Annotated in this window: 17 protein-coding genes; 13 read left to right on the forward strand and 4 right to left on the reverse strand. The window is 75.6% G+C overall.

Annotated features, from left to right (window positions below):
• Nucleotides 1-264: 264 nt before the first annotated feature.
• Nucleotides 265-1,782: a HoxN/HupN/NixA family nickel/cobalt transporter gene (locus IE271_RS27505; protein WP_229919594.1), complete on the forward strand. Its 1,518-nt coding sequence runs from the start codon at nucleotides 265-267 to the stop codon at nucleotides 1,780-1,782.
• A 41-nt stretch (nucleotides 1,783-1,823) separates the two neighbouring features.
• Nucleotides 1,824-3,530, forward strand: a complete 1,707-nt coding sequence (locus IE271_RS27510; protein ID WP_190193140.1) for a serine/threonine-protein kinase — start codon at nucleotides 1,824-1,826, stop codon at nucleotides 3,528-3,530.
• A 4-nt stretch (nucleotides 3,531-3,534) separates the two neighbouring features.
• Here IE271_RS27510 and IE271_RS27515 read toward each other — a convergent pair whose 3' ends face one another.
• Complete coding sequence (locus tag IE271_RS27515; protein WP_190193141.1) at nucleotides 3,535-4,344, reverse strand: SGNH/GDSL hydrolase family protein; 810 nt, start codon at nucleotides 4,342-4,344, stop codon at nucleotides 3,535-3,537.
• Between the two features lie 315 nt (nucleotides 4,345-4,659).
• Here IE271_RS27515 and IE271_RS27520 point away from each other — a divergent pair, with 315 nt between their 5' ends.
• From IE271_RS27520 to IE271_RS27545, 6 genes are all read left to right on the forward strand, one after another.
• Nucleotides 4,660-5,070: a hypothetical protein gene (locus IE271_RS27520; RefSeq protein WP_373308847.1), complete on the forward strand. Its 411-nt coding sequence runs from the start codon at nucleotides 4,660-4,662 to the stop codon at nucleotides 5,068-5,070.
• A 1-nt stretch (nucleotide 5,071) separates the two neighbouring features.
• A complete protein-coding gene (locus tag IE271_RS27525) occupies nucleotides 5,072-6,166 on the forward strand; it encodes a GNAT family N-acetyltransferase (RefSeq protein ID WP_190193143.1) in 1,095 nt (364 codons plus the stop codon).
• A gap of 361 nt (nucleotides 6,167-6,527) precedes the next feature.
• Nucleotides 6,528-7,352 (forward strand): glycosyltransferase family 2 protein, encoded by an 825-nt coding sequence (locus tag IE271_RS27530; RefSeq protein ID WP_190193144.1) that lies wholly within the window; start codon nucleotides 6,528-6,530, stop codon nucleotides 7,350-7,352.
• A complete protein-coding gene (locus IE271_RS27535; RefSeq protein WP_190193145.1) occupies nucleotides 7,349-8,383 on the forward strand; it encodes a glycosyltransferase family 2 protein in 1,035 nt (344 codons plus the stop codon). The genes IE271_RS27530 and IE271_RS27535 overlap by 4 nt, the downstream gene beginning before the upstream one ends.
• Nucleotides 8,380-9,180 carry a polysaccharide deacetylase family protein gene (locus tag IE271_RS27540; RefSeq protein WP_190193146.1) on the forward strand — a complete coding sequence of 267 codons (801 nt, stop codon included), beginning with the start codon at nucleotides 8,380-8,382 and terminating at the stop codon, nucleotides 9,178-9,180. Before IE271_RS27535 ends, IE271_RS27540 begins: the two co-directional genes overlap by 4 nt.
• Nucleotides 9,173-13,132, forward strand: a complete 3,960-nt coding sequence (locus tag IE271_RS27545) for a lipopolysaccharide biosynthesis protein (RefSeq protein WP_190193147.1) — start codon at nucleotides 9,173-9,175, stop codon at nucleotides 13,130-13,132. The genes IE271_RS27540 and IE271_RS27545 overlap by 8 nt, the downstream gene beginning before the upstream one ends.
• Before the next feature lie 36 nt (nucleotides 13,133-13,168).
• Here the strand turns inward: IE271_RS27545 and IE271_RS27550 are convergent, their stop codons facing one another.
• Entirely contained in the window at nucleotides 13,169-14,587 is a 1,419-nt protein-coding gene (locus tag IE271_RS27550; RefSeq protein ID WP_190193148.1) for a GH39 family glycosyl hydrolase, read from the reverse strand.
• Between the two features lie 199 nt (nucleotides 14,588-14,786).
• On the opposite strand from IE271_RS27550, the gene IE271_RS27555 reads away from it, so the two are divergent.
• Nucleotides 14,787-15,881, forward strand: a complete 1,095-nt coding sequence (locus IE271_RS27555) for a DUF5925 domain-containing protein (RefSeq protein ID WP_190193149.1) — start codon at nucleotides 14,787-14,789, stop codon at nucleotides 15,879-15,881.
• 108 nt (nucleotides 15,882-15,989) lie between these two features.
• Here IE271_RS27555 and IE271_RS27560 read toward each other — a convergent pair whose 3' ends face one another.
• Entirely contained in the window at nucleotides 15,990-16,370 is a 381-nt protein-coding gene (locus IE271_RS27560) for a GntR family transcriptional regulator (RefSeq protein ID WP_190193150.1), read from the reverse strand.
• Between the two features lie 71 nt (nucleotides 16,371-16,441).
• On the opposite strand from IE271_RS27560, the gene IE271_RS27565 reads away from it, so the two are divergent.
• Nucleotides 16,442-17,359 (forward strand): GNAT family N-acetyltransferase, encoded by a 918-nt coding sequence (locus tag IE271_RS27565; RefSeq protein WP_190193151.1) that lies wholly within the window; start codon nucleotides 16,442-16,444, stop codon nucleotides 17,357-17,359.
• The gene (locus tag IE271_RS27570; RefSeq protein ID WP_190193152.1) at nucleotides 17,340-17,852 is read left to right on the forward strand and encodes a ribonuclease FAU-1 family protein; all 513 of its coding nucleotides are present in this window, start codon (nucleotides 17,340-17,342) and stop codon (nucleotides 17,850-17,852) included. Before IE271_RS27565 ends, IE271_RS27570 begins: the two co-directional genes overlap by 20 nt.
• A 121-nt stretch (nucleotides 17,853-17,973) precedes the next feature.
• Here IE271_RS27570 and IE271_RS27575 read toward each other — a convergent pair whose 3' ends face one another.
• Nucleotides 17,974-18,600: a class I SAM-dependent methyltransferase gene (locus tag IE271_RS27575; protein WP_190193153.1), complete on the reverse strand. Its 627-nt coding sequence runs from the start codon at nucleotides 18,598-18,600 to the stop codon at nucleotides 17,974-17,976.
• Nucleotides 18,601-18,799: 199 nt separating this feature from the next.
• Here IE271_RS27575 and IE271_RS43405 point away from each other — a divergent pair, with 199 nt between their 5' ends.
• The gene (locus IE271_RS43405; protein WP_268256223.1) at nucleotides 18,800-18,934 is read left to right on the forward strand and encodes a hypothetical protein; all 135 of its coding nucleotides are present in this window, start codon (nucleotides 18,800-18,802) and stop codon (nucleotides 18,932-18,934) included.
• A 514-nt stretch (nucleotides 18,935-19,448) separates the two neighbouring features.
• A complete protein-coding gene (locus IE271_RS27580; protein WP_190193154.1) occupies nucleotides 19,449-20,561 on the forward strand; it encodes a lytic polysaccharide monooxygenase auxiliary activity family 9 protein in 1,113 nt (370 codons plus the stop codon).
• Nucleotides 20,562-20,613 lie beyond the last annotated feature (52 nt).

Genomic DNA, 20,613 nt, shown 5'->3' on the forward strand with positions numbered 1-20,613 from the left:
CCCGCGTCCAACGGCCCGGTGGTCCCCGCGCACAGGGGCCCGGCCTCCGTATCCGCCGACGCGGCCGCCCCCGTGTGCGGCGGCCCGGCTTCCGTACCCGCGCAGGGCGGACCGGCCGCGCTCGCACGCGGCGGTGCGGTCCTCGTGCCGGCCGACACGGCCGCCCCCGCGTACGGCGGCCCGGCCGTCCCCGTCGGCACGGTTTCCGCGTGCGGCGGCGGGACGGGGCCCCGGTGGCGGCGCCGGGGCGCGGCCTGCGCGGCCGTGCTCCTCGCCGTCTGCGCGTTCCTGCTGCTGCCCGCGGGCGCCGCCGCCGCGCACCCGCTCGGCAACTTCACCGTCAACCGGTACGACGGCCTGGTCGTCTCGCCCGGCCGGCTGAGCGTCCACCACGTCGAGGACCTCGCCGAGATACCGGCCGCGCAGGCCGGGCCCCGCATCGCCCGGCTGGGGCGGGCCGCCTGGGCCCGCGGGCGGTGCGCGGACGCGGCCCGCCGGAGCCGGCTGACCGTGGCGGACCGCCGGGTCCCGCTCCGTACGGGAACCAGCGCGGTGCGGACGCGGCCCGGGCAGGCGGGACTCGGCACCCTGCGCGTGGAGTGCCGCTGGACCGCCGCCCTGCCCGCCGGGAGCGTCGCCCTGTCCTGGCGCGCCGCCGTCGACGACGGCCCCGGCTGGCGCGAGACGACCGCGCGCGGCGACCGCACGACGCTCACCTCGTCGGACGTGCCCGAGCGTTCGGTCTCCCGCGAACTGACGCGCTACCCGGAGGAGTTGCTGTCGTCGCCCGCGGACACCGCGTCCGCCGCGCTGCGCGCCCGACCCGGCGGGCCCGCCCTGGCGGAGTCCCGTCCGGACGCGCCCGCGTCGGCCGTCCTGCCGCGCGGTGCCGACCGCTTCACCCGGGCGCTGGACGGCCTGGTGGCCAGGAAGGACCTCAGCGCCGGGTTCGCGGCGCTCGCGCTGGTCGTCGCCGTGGTGCTGGGCGCGCTGCACGCCGTCGCGCCGGGGCACGGCAAGACGGTCATGGCCGCCACGGCCGCCGCCCGCGGCCGGGCCTCGCTCCGGGACGTCCTGCCGCTCGCCGCGTCGGTGACCGTCACCCACACCCTGGGCGTGATCGCCCTCGGCGTGCTCGTCACCGCCGGGTCCGCCGCCGCCCCGTCGGTGATCGCCTGGCTCGGCGTGGCGAGCGGCCTGCTGGTCACCCTGGCCGGGACCGCCCTCCTCCGCGGGGCCTGGCGCCGCCGGACCGCCGCCCCCCACGAGCACGGTCACCCCCACGACTCGCGCCACGGGCACGAACACGGCCCCGCGCACGAGCACAGTCACGAACACGGCCACAGCCACCCCCACCCGCACGACCGCGACCCGCGCCACGGCCGTCCCCGTCCGCACGACCACGACCCGCGCCACGGGCACTCCCCCACCCCCCGCCCCACTCTCAAAGGCACCCTCCTCCTCGGTTTCGCCGGCGGGCTCGTGCCCAGTCCCTCGGCCGTCGTCGTCCTCGTGGGCGCGGCGGCACTCGGCAGGGCGTGGTTCGGCCTGCTGCTGGTCCTCGCGTACGGGGCCGGACTCGCGCTCACGCTCACCGCCGCCGGGTTCGCCGTCGTCCGGGCGGGCGGCCGGCTGGCGCGGGCGCTGGAGGGCGGGGCCCGCTGGTCCGGCGGCCGCACCGCCGCGGTGGTGCGGCGCACGGTCCCGCTCGGCTCGGCGCTGGCGGTCGTGGCGCTCGGCGCCGGACTGGTGTTCAGGGGGGCGGCATCCGCACTGGGGTGAGCTACTTTGTGGAGAATCACCCGGAGACCGAGGGGGCGCCCGTGTCCGAGGAGCCGCGCAGGGAACGGGTGATCGCGGGGCGCTACCGCCTGCTGTCGCCGCTGGGCGAGGGCGGGATGGGCACGGTGTGGCGCGCCCGCGACGAGCTGCTGCACCGCGAGGTCGCGGTCAAGGAGGTGCGGGCGCCGTCCGGGCTGTCCGCCGCCGACGTCGAGCGGATGTACGCGCGCCTGGAGCGGGAGGCGTGGGCCGCCGCCCGCGTCGCGCACCGCAACGTCGTGACGGTGTACGACGTGGCGACCGAGGACGGCCGCCCGTGGATCGTGATGGAGCTGGTGCGCGGCGTCTCGCTCGCCGACGTGCTGGAGGCCGAGGGCCCGCTGCCGCCGCGCCGCGCGGCGCACGTCGGGGCCGAGGTGCTGGCCGCGCTGCGCGCCGCGCACGCCGCCGGCGTCCTGCACCGCGACGTCAAGCCCGGCAACGTGCTGATGGCGAACGACGGCCGGGTCGTCCTCACCGACTTCGGCATCGCGACGGTGGAGGGCGACTCCGCGCTCACCCTGACCGGCGAGGTCGTCGGCTCGCCCGAGTACGTCGCCCCGGAGCGGGCCCTCGGCCGCACGCCGGGGCCCGGGTCCGACCTGTGGTCGCTGGGCGTGCTGCTGTACGCGGCGGTGGAGGGCGTCTCGCCGTTCCGCCAGGACACCCCGCTGAGCACGCTGCGCGCGGTGGTCGACGAGGAGCTGCCGCCGCCGCGCCGGGCGGGCCCGCTGGCCCCCGTCCTCGAGGGGCTGCTGCGCAAGGACCCCGCGCTCCGGCTGTCGGCCGAGGACGCGGAGCGGGACCTGAGCGTCATCGGCGCGGGCGTCACGCCCCGGCCGTCGGCGTCCGCGGCCGGCGGCGCGGGCGCGGTCCCGCCGGAGCGGCAGCCGGACCGGTCGGGTCCGGCCGGTCCGGTCCCCGCGTCCGGCGCCGCGGCGCCGGACGGAGCGGAGGCCGCGGACGGCGCGGACCGTCCCGGCCACCCCCGCCGCGCCGTGGTCGTCCTGATCGCGGGTCTGGCCGCCCTGGCCCTCGCCCTGGCGGGACTGACGTACGCGCTGGTCGACCGCGGCGACGGCGGTGGCGGCAGGGGCGGCGGCGCGAGCACGGACGGCGGTGGCGGCGCCGTGGGCGGCGCGGACGGCGGCGCCACGGGCGGAGGCGACGGCTCCGGCGGGGGCTCGGACGGCGGCGGTGGCGCGGGCGGCACGGACGGCGGCGGTTCGCCCGGCGGCGGCGGTGGCGGTGGCGGCGGTACCGGCGGCCCGGGGACGGCGGACGGCTCCCCCACGCACGGCGGCGGGACCGGCACGGCCGCGCCCCGGTCCGTGGAGGTCACGGTCGAGGGCGCGCACACGGAGTACACGGGGAGCTGTCCGGTGCCCCCCGCGCAGGCGTCGGCCTTCACGGCGACCCTCACCGTGGACCGGACCCCGGTGGACGTCGACTACCGCTGGGTGACGCGCGGCGGCGGGCCCTCCGACGCGGACTGGCGGACGCTGTCGTTCGCCTCGGAGCGTACGCGGCAGGTGCGGCACGTCGAGACGGCGTACGAGGAGGGCGGGACCCTGGCGGACGAGATCGGCGTGGAGGTGCGCGGCCCGGTGCGCACGGCCTCGGACCGCGTGCCGTTCTCGGTGACGTGCGAGGAGGAGACCCCGACGGACGGGACCTCCTCCTCGGCGTCCCCGGGGCCCGGGGAGTGAGCGGTCAGACCTTGCCGGCGAAGGCGGGCAGGTAGCCGCCGGACTGGCCGGCCGCGGTGGGGTGGTACGACTCCCCGATGTTCGTCCAGTTGACGCTGTGCAGCCAGGAGCTGCCGGAGCAGATCTCATGGCCGGTAAAGGCGCTCCGGACGTCGGCGAAGGTGAAGCCGTGGTCGGCGGCGCGCTTGGCGATGGCGGTGTTCAGGTGGTCGGAGGCTCCGTTGATGGCGGCGCGCTCGGTCTCCGACAGGCCGGCGATGCAGGCGCCGTTGAGCTGGTAGAAGCGCGGGTAGCCCAGGACGACCACGTGGGCGGACGGGGCCTTGGACCGGATGGCGTCGTAGACGGAGTCGAGCTGTCCGGGGAGCGTGGAGTCGACGTAGGCCTTCGCGGTGTTGACCCGGGAGACACAGGTGCTCTCGGACTGGAGCACACACGTCGTCATGACGTCGGCGAAGCCCGCGTCGTTGCCGCCGATGCTGATCGAGACGAGGCCGGTGCCGGTGCCGAGGGTGCTCATCTGACTCGCCAGAACATCACCCGTTCGGGCGCCCGAGCAGGCCGTGAAGGAGAAGCTGGAGGGGGAGTGGGCCGCCGCCCAGAGGTAGGGGTACGCCTTGGTGCTGCGCTTGCAGTCGCCGCTCGCGGTCATGTAGCTGCCGGCGCCGACGCCGGAGGAGTACGAGTCCCCGAGGGCCACGTAGCCGGTGGCCGCCGCGTTCGGGGACGCCTGCGCCGCCGCGGCCCCGGTGAGGGCCAGCGCGGCGGCGCAGAGGATCGAGGTCACGTATGCCGTAATGCGGGAACGTCTCATGGAACCTCCCTTTAGCAGGATCTCTGCCATGACTTTCGTAGCAGTTACGCGCGTTGACAGGAAGTGTCCATGCCAAAAATTTCGTGGACCCACCCGGCGTCACACCGGACGTTCACGAGACGTTCGACCAGGAGCGGGCGGTACGAACAGAGAGAACCTCTGACAGTCGGGGGACTCGTCCCGCCGTAGCGGAGGCCCCTTTTCCGGATGGCGGCATACCGCTTCCGCGTCTTGACGCTCCCCCGCCCGCTGCGCCACATTGAAGCCCGGCATCCGGCGCTTCGGGGGGCAAAGTCGCCTATGCAGACCTTAGGTGTGAAACCAGCTTCGTCCGGTCTCGGCGAGCCGCCGCGACGGGGTCCGGGGAGGGACCTGTCGCCTCTGCTCGCCGGCGCCGCGGTGACGGTCGCGGGGACCGGCGCGGCGCTCGCGCTGACCGGCGCCTCCTCGCCGCTGCGCGGCCCGTTCACCCTCTTCTTCCTGCTCGCCGCGCCCGCGTCCGCGTGTGCGGCGGCGCTGCGCGGCCTGGCACCGCTCGGCCGGGCGGTGACGTCCCTGGCGGCGGCCGCCGCACTGAACATGCTGGTCGCGCAGGGCATGCTCATGCTGCACCTGTGGTCGGTCCGCGGCGGGGTCGTGGCGGTGGCCGCGCTCAGCTCCGCCGCCCTCCTACTGGTCCTGGTGCGGCGGTGGCACGGCCGCACGGCGAAGAGACGGGTTTCCTGACGTGGACATCACCGTGTACCGCCCCGGCGAGCTGACCTCGGCCGACCGCGCGGCCTGGACGGCCCTCCAGGCCAAGGCCCACCTCAACGGCTCGCCCGAGCTGGCGAACCCGTTCCTGTCCCCCGAGTTCACCCTGGCGCTGGGCCGCTGCCGGCGCGGGGTGCGGATCGCGGTGGTGCGGGAGGACGGCGAGCCGGCCGCGTTCTTCCCGTTCCAGAGAACCGCCGCCGGCGTCGGCCGGGCCGTCGGCCTCGGGCTCTCCGACTGCCAGGGCCTGGTGCACCGGCCCGGCTTCGAGTGGGACGCCCGGGAGCTGCTGCGCGCCTGCGGGCTCGCGGTGTGGGAGTTCGACCACCTGGTGGAGGGGCAGGCGCCGTTCGCCGCGGGGGCCGCCGGCACCTTCCCCTCCCCGGTCATGGACGTCGACCAGGGGTACGAGGAGTACCTGCGCCGGCTGCGGGAGCGCTCGCCGAAGTTCACCCGGACCACACTCGCCAAGGAGCGCAAGCTCGGCCGGGAGCACGACGGCGTGCGCTACGTCCACGACGAACGCGACCCCGAGGTCCTGCGCGCGCTGATGGCGTGGAAGTCCGCCCAGTACCGCAGGACCGGCCGCAGCGACCGCTTCGCGCATCCCTGGATCAGCCGGCTGGTGGAGCAGCTGTTCCACACCCGCTCCGACCGGTTCGCCGGACTGCTGTCCGTGCTGTACGCGGACGGGCAGCCGGTGGCCGCGCACTTCGGACTGCGCACGGAACGGGTCCTGGCCTGCTGGTTCCCCGCCTACGACCCGGCGTACGCGAAGTACTCCCCCGGTCTGATCCTGCATCTGCGCATGGCCGAGGCGGCCGCCGCCGACGGCATCGCCCACCTGGACCTGGGGCGGGGACGCAAGGACTACAAGGACTCCCTGAAGACGCGGGACCTGACCGTGTCCGAGGGGTGGGTCACGCGCCGCCATCCCGTGGCGCTCGGCCATCGCGCGCGCCGGGCTCCCGTCCGGGCGCTGCGCAACACGGTGCTGGCGCGGCCGGAGTTGTTCGAACCGGCCGACCGCCTGCTCAAACGGATGGGAAAAATCCGCTCGGGAATGTAGGTAACGGACACAACAACAAAAACGGTGAGACCTCGGTTCAGGTCTTGCCATAGCGTCTCAATCATCAATACCGTCGTACATCCACCCGCATCGGTCCATCACCGAGTGGTTCTGGGGGAGGGCTCGAGAACCCCGGTGATCCCGGCGCGGGGCGCGGTAGGGGGGTGCCGTGCTCGGTGACCAGACCAGTGCCGAGCCGTGCCGCGCGACCGACTTCGCCGGTCGGCCAGCTTTGCCAGCTCACGCGGCATGCGGGGAGAGTCATGTCGGCATGCCGTCAGTGAGAACCCCCCTTTCGAACCGGACACACAGCCGGACCGCCCAGGGGCGGGCGGTCCACCGGACGAGAGGGACCAGACTCATGAACTCAGTCCTGCGCCCGGCCGTTTCACGGCCGGATCCGCCGACGGAGGCCGGGAAGTACCGGCCCGTCACCTCGCATCTGGCGATCGCGCCGCCCGTGAGCGTCGTGATCCCGGCCATGAACGAGGCGGAGAACCTTCCGTACGTCTTCAAGACCCTGCCCGGGTGGATCCACGAGGTGGTGCTCGTGGACGGCAACTCCACGGACGGCACCGTGGAGGTGGCCCGGGAGCTGCGGCCGGACGTGAAGGTCGTGGAGCAGCGCGGCAAGGGCAAGGGGGACGCCCTGATCAGCGGCTTCGAGGCGTGCACCGGCGACATCATCGTGATGGTCGACGCGGACGGCTCCGCCGACGGCCACGAGATCGTCAGCTACGTGTCCGCGCTGGTCTCCGGCGCGGACTTCGCCAAGGGCTCGCGCTTCGCCAACGGCGGCGGCACCGACGACATGACGCTGGTGCGCAGGCTCGGCAACCGGGCCCTGTGCGCCGTCGTGAACCGCAAGTTCGGCGCCCGCTACACCGACCTGTGCTACGGCTACAACGCCTTCTGGCGGCACTGCCTGGACCGCATCGACCTCGACTGCACCGGCTTCGAGGTGGAGACCCTGATGAACATCCGGGTGGTCAAGGCCGGGCTGCGGGTGCAGGAGATCCCCAGCCACGAGTACTTGCGCATCCACGGGACGAGCAACCTGCGGGCCGTGCGGGACGGCCTGCGGGTGCTGAAGGTGATCCTCAAGGAGCGGTCCAACCGGCGCGTCCTGCGCCGCGCCCGGCCGCGCACCGTCGCGCTCGGCGTCGGGCGGGGAGAGGTGTCTTGAGCGCACGCGCGGACGCCGCGGACGTCTCGGTCGTCGTCTGCGTCTACACCGAGGAGCGCTGGGAGGACATCCTCGCGGCGGTCGCCTCGGTGCGGGCGCAGTCCCGGCCGGCCCTGGAGACCCTGCTGGTCGTCGACCACAACGAGGCCCTCCTCGACCGGCTCGCCCGGGAGTACGCGGGGGCGGAGGGGGTGCGGGTGCTCGCCAACGCGGGCCCCCGCGGCCTGTCCGCGGGCCGCAACACCGGGATCGCGGCCGCGCGCGGGGAGGTCGTCGCGTTCCTCGACGACGACGCGGTGGCCGAGCGGGACTGGCTGCTGCGCTTCCGCGAGGCGTACGAGGACCCGCGGGTGATGGCGGTGGGCGGCCGGACCGAGCCCGTGTGGGCCTCGGGCCGCCGCCCGGCCTGGTTCCCCGAGGAGTTCGACTGGGTGGTGGGCTGCACCTACCGGGGGCTGCCGCCCGGCCGGGTCCGGGTGCGCAACGTGCTGGGCGGCAACGCCTCCTTCCGCCGGTCCGCCTTCGACGCCGCCGGCGGGTTCGCCACCGGCATCGGGCGCGACGGCGGCAGGCGGCCGCTGGGCGGCGAGGAGACCGAGCTGTGCATCCGGCTGACCCGGGCCAGACCGGACGCGGTGCTGCTGATCGACGACCGCGCGGTGATCCACCACCGGGTGCCGGGGGCGCGCGAGCGCTTCGGGTACTTCCGCACCCGCGCGTACGCCGAGGGGCTGTCGAAGGCGCTGGTGGCCCGCAGTGTCGGCGCCGCGGCGGGGCTCTCCTCGGAGCGGCGGTACGCGACCCGGGTGCTGCCCGCCGGGGTGGCCCGCGGACTGCGGGACGCGCTGCTGGCGCGGCCCGGCGGCGCGGGCCGCGCGGGCGCGATCGTCGCCGGGGTGCTCGCGGCGGCCGGCGGCTACGCGGTCGGCGCCGTCCGGGCCCGCCGGAGCGGCGCCGCGTTCCGCGTGCCGGTGATCGGGGCGGTCCGCGAGGACGCCGGGGACGACGACGACAAGGAGGCGGCGGCATGAGCGACGCGGCCGTGCCGGTCCTCATGTACCACTCGGTCGCGCCCGCGCCCAACGACGCGACCCGCGCGCTGTCCGTGGCCCCGGAGGCGTTCGCCGAGCAGATGGCCCTGCTCGGCGACCGCGGCTTCACGCCGGTGACCACGGCCCGGCTCGCCGGGCACTGGCGCGACGGGCTCCCGCTGCCGCCGCGCCCGGTCCTGATCACCTTCGACGACGGCTACGAGGGCGTGCACCGGTACGCGCTGCCCGTGCTCGCCGAGCACGGCTTCGCGGCCACCCTGTTCGTCTCCACCGGCTGGCTGCGCGGCCCGCACGACACCGGGGGCGGCCTGGACACCATGCTGGACTGGGACCAGGTGCGCGAGCTGGCCGCCGCGGGCGTCGAGATCGGCGGCCACAGCCACACGCACCCGGAGCTGGACCGGCTCACCGACGACGCGCTCCGGCACGAGCTGGCGCTCTGCACGGAGATCGTCGCCGGCGAACTGGGGTCACGGCCCGTGTCGTTCGCGTACCCCTACGGCTACTCCAGCCGCCGGGTGCGCCGGGCGGTGCGGGCGGCGGGCTACGGCCAGGCGCTCGCCGTCGGCAACGGCCTGGCCCGCCGCCGCCAGGGGCCGTACGCGCTGCGCCGGGTCACCGTGCGCCGCACGACCGGTGCCGAGGAGTTCGCGCGGCTGGCCGAGGGCCGCGCGCTCGCCCGCACCTTCGCCGGGGACCGCGCCCTGACCAAGGGGTACGCCGTGGTCCGCAGAGCACGCCAGCTTCGCCGGAAGGCCGTCCGTACCCGTGTCTGACACGACCACAGCCCAGGCCGACACGTCCCCGACCGAGGCGCCCGGGAGGCCGCCCGGCCGCCGGCTGCGCCTGCCCGGAAGGGGCGGCGGCAGCCAGCTGTTCCGCAACGCCTACGCGCTGATGCTCAACACCGGGATATCGGCCGTGCTGGGGCTCGGGTTCTGGCTGGCCGCGGCCCGCTACTACAGCGAGTCGGCGGTCGGCCAGGGCTCCGCCGCGATCGCCGCGATGAAGCTCCTGGCGGGCCTCACCGCGGTGACGCTCACCGGCGCCCTGGCCCGCTTCATCCCGGTCGCGGGCCGCTCCACCGGGCGCCTCGTCCTCCGTACGTACCTGGGCAGTTCGGTGGTCGTCGCGTCCGCCGCGGTGGTCTTCCTGCTGACCCTGAACGTGTGGGGGCCGTCGTACCGGTTCCTGCACGGGCCGGTCAACGGCCTCGGCTTCATCCTCGCCGTGGTCGCCTGGTCGCTGCTGACGCTGCAGGACGGGGTGCTGACCGGGCTGCGCAGCGCGCTGTGGGTGCCGGTCGGCAACACGGTGTTCTCGGCGGTGAAGCTGGCGCTGCTGGTGGCGTTCGCCGCGGCGATCCCGACGAGCGGCGTCTTCGTGTCGTGGGTCGCGGCCATAGGGGTCTCCGTGCTGCCGCTGGGCTGGCTGGTGTTCCGGCGCCTGGTCCCCCGGCACGTCGCGGCCACCGCGGACCACGCCGACCCGCCGAGCACGCGGGAGATGGGGCGCTTCCTCGCGGGCGACTACACGGGCTCGCTGTTCTCGCTCGCCGTGGTCTACCTGGTGCCGGTGATCGTCGCCTCGCAGGTCGGCTCCGCCGACAACGCGTACTTCTACATCACCACCACGATCGGCGGCACGGTCAACCTGCTGGCCGTCAACATGGGCGCCTCGCTCACCGTCGAGGGCTCGCACGACCCGGCGCGGCTGGCCGCCAACACCCGGGCCGCGCTGCGCCGGATGGCACGCATCATGCTGCCGGTGTCCGCGGTGCTCTTCGCGGGGGCGCCGCTGATCCTGCGCGTCTTCGGCGAGGGGTACGCGGAGGCGGCCACGCCGCTGCTGCGCTGGCTCGCGGTCGGCGCGGTGCTGCGGGTCGTCATGGAGACGTACTTCGCGGTGCTGCGCGCGCAGAGCCGCACCGCCGGACTCGCCTGGCTGCAGGGCCTGCTGTGCGCGCTGGTGCTCGGGCTGACCCTGCTCCTGCTGCCGAGGACGGGCCTGACGGGGGCGGGCATCGCGGAGGTCGCCAGCCTCGCGGTGATCGTGGCGGTCGCCGCGCCCCGGCTCCGCCGGGTCCTGCGCGCCGCGCCGTCCGGGCCGGTGCCCGAGGACGCGGCGCCCGACGGCGACCTGGCGGACCTCCCCCGCACGGCGCCGGCGTCCGCGTCCGCGCCGGAGCCCGGGCCGGCCGGGACCCGCGGCGGACGGCAGGGGCCCGCCCGGGCGCCGGACACCGACACCGTGGCCCTGGGCGTGCGCGTCGACTTCGAGCACCCGGAGTTCCGGCCGGACGTGCGGCCGGGGCCGGGCACCCCGCCCACGGGCACCCCGGCGGCGCACCGCCCGGAGCACCGGCCGACCTGGGCGCGGGGCGCGCCGCCCGACCGGGGCGAGGCGCGCTCCGGCCCGCTGGAGCCGCTGGGCCTGCCGGTCGAGGAGCGCGAGCCGGGCTCGGAGGCCTCGCTCGGACCGGCGGAGGCGGCACGGCTGTGGGAGGTCGACGCCCCGTTCGACGCCGACGAGGCGCTGTCCGCAGGGGCCGGGGGCACCCGGCCGGCTCCCGGGACCGGGACCGGGCCGGGCACCGCCGCGCGGCCCGCGGGCGGGGCGGACGGGACGACGGGCACGGACGCGGAGGGTTCGCCGGGACGCGCGCGCCGGGTCCCCGCGGGGTCCCAGCCGCCGCCGTCCCCGCGCGGGCGGCCGCGGCCGACGCGGGCCGGGCTCGTCCTCGGCTGCCTGCTGACGGCCGCGCTGGTGCTGTACTGGGTGCCCGTCCTCGGGCTCGGCGAGGCCGACCTCGACCGGATGAGCGGCCTCGGCCTCGTCTCCGTGCTGCCGCCGCCGACGCTCGCCGGGGCCGCGCTGCTGGTCACGGTGTTCGCCTCGCTGCTGTGGCTGCGCCGCGAGCACCGGGCCCTGCTCCTGGCGGCGCTGCTCGCCACCGTCGTCTCGCTGCACGCGCTGCCCGCGGTGGTCGAGACGGAGCCGCGGTTCGCGACGGCCTGGCAGCACCTGGGGTTCCTCGACCACATCGGCCGGACCGGCACGGCCGTGCCCGACCTGGACGCCCGCTGGAGCTGGCCGGGCTTCTTCGCCGCCGCCGCGTTCGCCGCCCGGGCCTGCGGGCTGAGCGACCTCACCGAGGTCGTCCGCTGGTGGCCGACGGCCCTGCAACTGCTGTTCCTGCCGCCGATGTTCCTGCTCGCGCGCTCGATGCGGGCGGGCTGGCGGGCCCGCTGGACCGGTGTGTGGATCTTCGTGCTCGGCGGCTGGGTCGGCCAGGACTACTTCTCCCCGCAGGGCTTCACGTACCTGCTCTACCTCGTCTTCGTGGCGATCCTGCTGGTGTGGTTCCGGGCGCCGCGCGTGCTGTGGGCCGGGCGGCGGCCGGGCGAGGCGGAGGTGGAGCCCACCGACCGGTGGCAGCGCGCGGTCCTGCTGCTGGTGCTGGTCGGCCTGTTCCTGGCGGTCGTCCCGGCGCACCAGCTCACGCCGTTCGTGATGCTGGGCGTGGTCACCGCGCTGGTGGTGACCGGCCGCTGCGAGCTGCGCGGCCTGCCCGTGCTGTGCGCGGTGGTCGTCGCCGTGTGGCTGGGCTTCATGGCCGAGCCCTACTGGTCGGGCCACTTCGACGAACTGTTCGGCGGGATCGGGGGCGTCGGCGGCAACGTGTCGTCGTCGGTGTCGGGCCGCATCCAGGACGGCAGCTCCGCGCACAAGCTGGTGCTGTACACACGGGTGGCGCTGGCCGGCACGGTGCTGGCGCTCGCCTGCCTCGGCTGGTGGCGGCGGTGGGACCACAAGTACCGCGAGCGCTCGCTGCTCGTCCTCGCCTTCGTGCCGTTCATGGGCTTCGGCATGCAGTCGTACGGCGGCGAGATGGCGTTGCGCGTGTTCATGTTCGCGCTGCCGGGCGCCGCGCTGCTGGCCGGGCTCGCGCTCTTCCCGCGCACCGGCGCCACCGCCGAGGAGCGCGAGCGGGACCGGGTGAGCCTCGCGCCGCTCGCCGCGCTGCTGGCGGGCCTGGTGCTGGTCGGCGGCTTCCTGGTGGCCCGCTGGGGCAACGAGCCGTTCGAGCGGGTCAGGCCCGGCGAGGTCGCGGCCATGGAGTACGTCTACGCGCACGACGACCCGACCGTGCGGCTGCTGTGGCTGAGCGACGACCCGGTCGACGACGTCACGCCGTCGCTGCCGTGGGGCGCGCGGGACATGGAGCGGGTGCAGTACGTGCCGACGCTCGCGCCGAGCGACCCGGTGCTGGTGTCGGGTCTGGTCAAGGCGTTGCGGCAGGCGGGTCCGAACTCCTACCTCATGGTCAACCGCAGCCAGGTGGTCTACCTCCGGCTGGACGCGGGCTACTCGGCGACCTGGGAGACGCGGCTCGTGCGCCACCTCGACGACCGTCCCGAGCTGCGGAAGACCTTCGTCAACGACGACGTGACCCTCTACACGCTGAGCGAGCGGCCGGCGGGGAAGGTGCCGCAGGCGGACCCGGGGCCGCCCGGACCGCAGGTGACCTGGACGCCGTGGTCGGTGGCGGGCGCCCTCGCGGCGGCCGCCCTGATCGTGCTGCTCACCGTCCGGGAGGTGCTGCGGGTGGCGGCGCGGCCGAGCGCGGCCCTGCTGCGGCGGCTGCAGAGCGGCTTCTGGTTCTCGCTGCCGCTGCTGGCCGTGCTGCTGGCGTCGCTGGTGCAGCGGTTCCTGACGATGGCGTGAGGGGGGACCCGCCGGGGGCGTACGGGGCGGGGCGGCTCAGCGGTCGAGCCACTTCACCCCGTACGCGTCCAGGTCGAAGCGGCGGCCGTCGACCTCGGCGCTGATCCGCCGGTCCAGGGTGTTCACCACCAGGACCGCCCCGTCGTCGGCGAGGACCCGCACGTTCGGCACGTCGTCGGCGGCGACCTTCACCTTCTCGTACCGGGTGCCGGGCGGGAACTCCGCGGCGAAGCGGGACAGCAGGCCGTACATCGGCAGCGCCCGGCCGCCGTCCGCGGTGTCGGTCGTCGTCCACAGGCAGCCCGCGCAGGCGCCGCCCGTCTCCTTGCCCGGGTTCCAGTAGAAGGCGGACGTGGTGCCGCCGCGGGCCATCGCGATCAGCCCGGCGGCCTGCACGGCGACCCGGCGGGTCTCCGACCAGCCGGTGCGTTCGTCGTCGGCGCCGGCCGGCTCCACGTAGTACTCCGCCCACCACAGCGGCAGGCCGCCGGACCGCTCGCGCACCCAGCGGCTGACGGCGGTGAACTTGTCGGTGGCCGCGAACTCGTCCGGCAGCAGGTCGTCGTCCTTGGTGTAGCTGGACCCGTCGACCACCACGAAGTCGGCACCGGCCTTGTGCTCGTTCCAGTACCGGAACGCGTCGAGGACGCGCTCGTCCACCGCGCCCCAGCGGCCCCTGAGGGTGGTCGAGGCGTCGGCCTTCTGCCGCGGGTCGACGCTGTCCATGACGAGGTACGGCCCGCCGACCATGATGTCCTCGTCCACCTTCTTCAGCGCCCTGTAGACCCGGTTGTACAGCTCGGTGTAGCCCTCGTGGTCCCAGCGGCCCTCGTCGTCGTTCCAGAAGCCCTTGAACTCGTTCCAGACGATGAAGTGCCGTACGTCGGGATAGCGCCTGGCGACCGTCGCGGCGAGGTCGGCGAAGTCCTGGTAGTGGGCGCGGTCCGGGGCGGTCTCCAGCGCCCCCTGGCTCCAGTCGGTGCGGTCCACGCCCGACGCGCCGCCCTTCATCCAGTCCGGCGCGCAGCACAGCGTGACGACCGGGGTGCCGCCGCTCGCGCGGACGAAGTCGATCCGGCGGTCCATGTCGTCGAAGTCGTACCGCCCCTTCACCGGCTCGGGATTGCCCGCGCCCCAGCCCATGATGTGCTGGATCTGCGGCAGGGGCCGCTCCGCCAGCTCGCGCTCCACGCGCCGCACGGCCGCGCCGCTGCCCTCGTCCACGCTGAACTGGGTGTGCGTGAAGCCCCAGCCGACCTCGGGCCGCGCGTCCCCCGGGTCGGAGGGCGTGCCGTGCACCTTGTCCCCGTCGGGCGTCGTGCCGGACGTGTCGCCGCCGTCGCCGGGCAGCGTGTACACCAGCGTCAGCACCAGGGCCAGTACCGCCAGAACGACCCCCGCCAGCGCGGTGAGCTGCCAACGCCGCGCCCCCGAATACCACCCGTGACGTCCCATCAAGGGCCACAGTAACGGCGGCCGTCGCCGCCGGGACAGGCCCCGTGCGCCCACGTTGCGGGCACCGGGCCGGCGTACGGCCGCGCCCCGGGAGGCGGGGGGCGCGCCGCCGGCGGGCACCGGGGCGCGGGGGCGGTGCCCGGGGCGTACGGCGCGGAAACCGGGTGCACGCCGGGGCCGAGTGGCGGATCATGGCGGCATGTCTGCGAACCCACACGACGCTCTGCCGATCCGGCTCAACGTCGACGACAGCGACTCGCCGTCCGACGTCGTCGACGCGCTGTTCCTCGGCCGCTTCGCGACGGGCGAGCAGCCGCACGCGCACGCGGCCAACATCGACCGGGTGCGGTCGGGGGCCACGCTGCTGCCGCCGGGCGCCCGCGTGCTGCGCTCCGCCCGCGACGACGACCGCAGCGCGACGCTCGCCGAGGGCGACGGCTGGACCCTGCTGGTCTCGCGGTGGAACCGCGGGGCGGACGTCACGGTCACGGCGACCACCGCCGAACTGGCCGAGCGGGTGCTGAAGCAGGCCACGGACGGCGCGGCGGACGAGCCCGAACCCCAGCCGGAGAACGTGACGATGGGCTTCTGGTACGTGTCGCCGCGGCGCGGACCGCACCGGACGACCCGGCAGATCTCGGCGGGCACGTGGGAGGAGGTGCGGCCCAACTACACGGCGCCGGTGGCCGACGCGATGGACCGGCTGATGAAGACCACGCCGGAGGACATCGCGGGACGGCTGCTGCTCCTGCACGGCCCGCCCGGGACGGGCAAGACGTCCGCGCTGCGCACGCTGGCCCGCTCCTGGCGCGACTGGTGCCAGGTGGACTGCGTCCTCGACCCCGAGCGGCTCTTCTCCGACGTCGGCTATCTGATGGACATCGCGATCGGCGAGGACGACGGCGCGGGCAAGGGCCGCTGGCGGCTGCTCCTGCTGGAGGACTGCGACGAGCTGATCCGCGGCGAGGCCAAGCACACGGCGGGCCAGGCCCTGTCCCGGCTGCTGAACCTCACGGACGGCCTGCTCGGCCAGGGCCGGAACGTGCTCGTGGGCGTCACCACGAACGAGGACCTGGAGCGCCTGCACCCGGCCGTCGTCCGCCCCGGCCGCTGCCTGGCCCGCATCGAGGTCGGCCCCCTCACCCGCGCCGAGGCCGTGTCGTGGCTGGGCACGGAGGAGGGAGTGGGCCGCGAGGGCGCGACCCTGGCGGAGCTGTACGCGCTGCGCCGCGGGACGTCACCGGCGTCGGTACCGGGCCAGCGGGGGGACGCGGAGGCGGGGTTGTACCTGTAGCGGAGGCGGGGCCGTACCGGTAGGGAGTGAGCGCGGGACCGTACCGGCGGGAGCGGGCGCGGGGCCGTACCGGCGAACGCGGACGCGGGGCCGTCGCCCGCCGCCGCGTCAGTCCGCCGCCCCGTACGCGGCGCGCAGCGCGTCCCGCACCGCCGCGAGGGCGGCGTCCTCGGTGAGACCGAGGCGCCGCACCCGCTCCGCGAACGCCTGCGCCGCGGCCGCGGCCTCCCGGTCGGCGGCCGCGCCGGCGGCGGCGACGAACGTGCCGTTGCGGCCCCGCGTCTCGATCACACCGTCCGACTCCAGCGCCCGGTACGCCTTGGCGACCGTGTTGGCCGCGAGACCGAGCGACACGGCCAGTCCCCGCACGGTCGGCATCCGGTACCCCACCGGCAGCACCCCGGCCCTGGCCTGCTCGGAGATCTGCGCGCGCAGCTGTTCGTAGGGCGCGACCCCGGAGCCCACATCGAATTCGATCTTCAACGTCACGGCATGATTGTCCCGCACATGCGAAAAATTGAGAGGCAAACGGGGGCACCGCCCGCGTAGCGTGCGGCCCCATGACCGTGATCGTGCGCGACTTCCGGCCCGGGGACGCCGAGGCGTTCGCCCGGGTCCGCCGGCTGGCCCTGCCGTACATGTTGCACACCGCCGGCTCCGTCGCGTACGACGTGGCGCACGCCCACCCCGGCGCCCACCACCGGCCGCTGGTCGCGGAGGAGGACGGCGAGCTGATCGGCACGGCCCAGGTGGGCCTGGTGCACGACAGCCCGCTGCCGGGCCAGGGCTACGTCAACGTGTACGTGCACCCCGGGCGCACGGGCCGCGGCGCCGGTTCGCTGCTGGCGCGCACCGCCGAGGAGCGCCTGGCCGGCCTGGGCGCGACCCGGCTGTACGCCTGGGTGCTCGACGCCCCGGAGAACCGCGCCTTCGCCCGGGCCCGCGGCTACCGCCCGGGCCGCTCGGCCCACTTCCTCGGCCTCGACCTCGCGACCGCCGGCCTGCCCCCGCGCCCGGAGCTGCCGCCGGACGTCGAACTGCGCACGGCCGCGGACTTCGCCGACGACCCGCGGCCCCTGTTCGCGCTGGACGCGGAGACGATGGCGGACGAGCCGGGCGACATCGACCACGAGTTCACCGACTACGAGGCGTGGCTGACGGGGACCTGGCGCCATCCGCTGCTCGACCTCGGGCTGACGACGGTGGCGGTCGTCGACGGGCGGCCCGCCGCGTTCAGCGCGGCCCGCACCGACGGCGAGCGGTACGGCACGGTGATGACCGGCACGGGCCGCGCGTACCGCGGGCGCGGCCTGGCGAAGCTCGCCAAGACCGACTCGCTGCACCGGGCCCGCGCCGCCGGATACCGGGAGGCGGTCACCGGCAACGACGCGGGCAACGGCCCGATGCTCGCGATCAACAAGTGGCTCGGCTACGAGATCCGCGCGACGGAGGTGCAGTATGTCCGCGACCTCGGCTGACCCGGCCCGGCGGCCGGCGGGAACGGTCGAGGTGGTGCTGGTGAAGGCGGGCCGTACGAAGATCCGCTATCCGGCGGAGCGGCTGCGCGACGACGGCGTACGGGTGACCGTGCGGGCGCCGTGGGCCGGGGCGGGCGTGCGCGACTTCGGCTTCGTGCGCTTCGAGCCGGGCGACGTGTTCACCGAGCACTACTGGCGCGACCGCTGGTACGCGGTCAAGGAGGTCCGGGACGGCCGGGGCACGCCGAAGGGCTGGTACTGCGACGTCACCCGCCCCGCGGCCGTCTCCGCGGACGGGCTGGTCGTCGAGGACCTGGACCTCGACCTGTGGTGCTCGGCGGACGGCACGGCGGTCGTGCGCCTGGACGAGGACGAGTTCGCGGCGAGCGGCCTGGCCGCCGCGGACCCGGAGGCGGCGTCCGCCGCCCGCGCGGCCCTGGACGAGCTGGAGCGCCTGGCCCGGGGGCCCGGACTCGCGTCCCTGGTCGCGTGAGCGGGGCGCCCGGCGCCATGCGCCCCGGTGCGGCACGGTGCCCTGCGAGGGGCCGTGCGAGGGGCCGTGCGATGCGGTACGGGCGGTACGGCGCCGTGCGGGACGGTGCGTGAGGGAGCCGCTACGGCCGGGCCACCACCGCGTACCGCTCGTCGCCGACCTCGCGTCCCCACAGCGACGGGTCGTCCGACAGCCGCTCCAGGCGGACGTCCCGGGCCAGGGGCGCGAGCAGGCCGGTCAGCCGGTCGGCGGAGATGCCGACCCCTTCCCCCTCGGTCCCCCACACGCCCTCGACCAGCACCAGCCGCCCGCCGGGGCGCAGCAGCCCGCACCAGTGCCGCAGGACCCGCGCGGGCTCCGGCAACGTCCACAGCACATGGCGTACGAGCACCACGTCGAAGCGCCGGTCGCCCACCGGCGGTGCCGCCGCGTCACCCGGCAGGAACACGGTGTCACGGCCGGCCGTCTTGGCCTGGGCCAGGTCGAGCATGCACCGCGAGCGGTCGACGCCGGTGACGCCGTGTCCCTGCTCGGACGCGAGGAGTGCGAGGCTGCCCGTGCCGCACCCGAGGTCGAGCACCTCGCAGCGGGTGGCGGGCAGCCAGCGCCGCAGCCGGTCCGCCCAGGCCGCGCGCACGGCGGGGTCGCGCAGACCGTGGTCGGGCTCGTCGTCGAAGGAGGCGGACTCGGCGTCCCAGTCGACGTCCGCGCCGGGTGCAGGGGCGCCGTCGCCGTGATGACTCGTCATGCGTCCACCCTGGCATCCGGCACCGACAACAGGCCCTTCGCGGGCGCTGCCCCGGGCCCGGCGCGCGTGACCCCTACCACTCGCGGCCAGGACGTAAGCGTGACGATCGCCACTGACAGGAGCCCGGCTATGGGTCAGGCTCCCGGGAAAGGCCTACCTCCACGAGAACGCGGAACCCGGTGGGCACTAGGAGGCAGTCATGCGCCGTACGACCGTGCAGAAGCCCCTCAAGAGGTCGGACCCGCGCCGTGTGCGGGAGGAGACCGACCGGCACGTCACCGAACGCCAGGAAGTCCGCAAGGACATCGCACGCACGTGGTGGCCGGACGGTTGACCGGGCCGGGCCCGGCCCGGCCACCGGACACGCCCTCCGTAGCCCCTGCCCGTCCCCGCAGTCCCCGTCCGTCCCCTACGGACTCCGTCCTCACGCGGACTCCGTTCCTGTGCGGACTTCGCCCCTACCGCGGACTCCGTCCGCCCCGGCATCGGCCCGCTCCGTCCCGTTCCCGGCGCCGGTCCGCCCCGGCCCGGCCACGGGCCCGCACGCCGTCCGGCCACCGGCCCCGGTCGCCGCACCGCCCCCGCGTGCCGTTCCGGCCACCGGCTCCGTACGCCGGTGGCCGGCACCGCTTCGGTGCCTTCGTTCCGCCCCGGCGTACGGCACGCCCGGCCGTACGGCGCACCTCGCCGCACGGCGGAACGCCGCCTTCCTCAGCGCAGCCTCAGCACTCCCTTAAACGAACCATAAGGATCACCTCCACCGGTCCTCAGCAGGCCTTTCCACGGTTCCGGGCGGCTAGCTTGCTGCTCGCCCCCACGCACCGAGGACCGTTTCGAGGAGTGCCCCCATGACCTTCGCCCAGCGCCCGGCCGCGTCCGCGTCCGGCGGGTTCCGCGGCCGGAGGGCCGCCGTGATCGCCGCCGTCGGTGCCGCCCCGCTCGCCCTGACCGGGCTCGCCGCCTCGCCCGCCGCGGCGCACGGCACGATGGGCGACCCGGTCAGCCGCGTCTCGCAGTGCTACGCCGAGGGCCCCGAGAGCCCCGACTCGGCCGCGTGCAGGGCGGCCGTCGCGGCGGGCGGCACCCAGGCCCTCTACGACTGGAACGGCATCCGGATCGGCGACGCGAACGGCATGCACGAGAAGCTGGTCCCGGACGGGCGGCTGTGCAGCGCGAACAACGACGCGTTCAAGGGCCTGGACCTGGCCCGCACGGACTGGCCCGCGACCTCCGTCGGCAGCGGGAAGCACACCTTCAAGTACCGGGTGACCGCCCCGCACAAGGGCACCTTCAAGGTCTACCTCACCAAGGCCGGGTACGACCCGTCGCAGCCGCTCGGCTGGGACGACCTGGACCTGGACTCCCCGGTCGCCACGGCCACCGACCCGGCCGCGACGGACGGCTTCTACACGTTCTCCGGCACGCTGCCGCAGCGCTCGGGCCGGCACGTGCTGTACGCGGTGTGGCAGCGCTCGGACAGCCCGGAGGCGTTCTACTCCTGCTCGGACGTGACGTTCGGCGGGGCGAGCGGCGGCGGCGCGGGCGTCGGCAGCAGCGGGAGCGGCGGCGGTGAGAGCGGCAGCGGCGCGGGGAGCGGGACGACGCCCGCACCGGTCGCCTCCGCGCCCACCGAGGAGCAGATCGGGGAGGGCGCCGAGCACTCGACCGTCGAGAACCACGGCCACGGCGACGACGACCCGAGCACGTCGGCGGAGCCGGTCTCGGACACAGCCGACGGCACCGGCGCCGAGGACAAGGACGGGGCCGGGGACGACACGGCGACCGCCGCCGGCAACCGGCCCGGGCCCGCCGGCGGCGCGGAGAACCTCGCCGAGACCGGCGGCTCCTCCTCCACCTCGTACATCGCGGTCGGCGGCGCGGCCGCCCTGGCGCTGGGCGCCGCGGCCCTGTTCGCCTCGGTCCGCCGCCGCGCGGTGGGCGGCGGCCGCCACGGCAGGTAGCCGCCCCCGGCGCGGTCACCGGCACCGGACCCGCATGGGACCGGTGCCGGTG

It is taken from the genome of Streptomyces minutiscleroticus (genome assembly GCF_014650875.1).
Classification (GTDB): Bacteria; Actinomycetota; Actinomycetes; order Streptomycetales; family Streptomycetaceae; genus Streptomyces; species Streptomyces minutiscleroticus.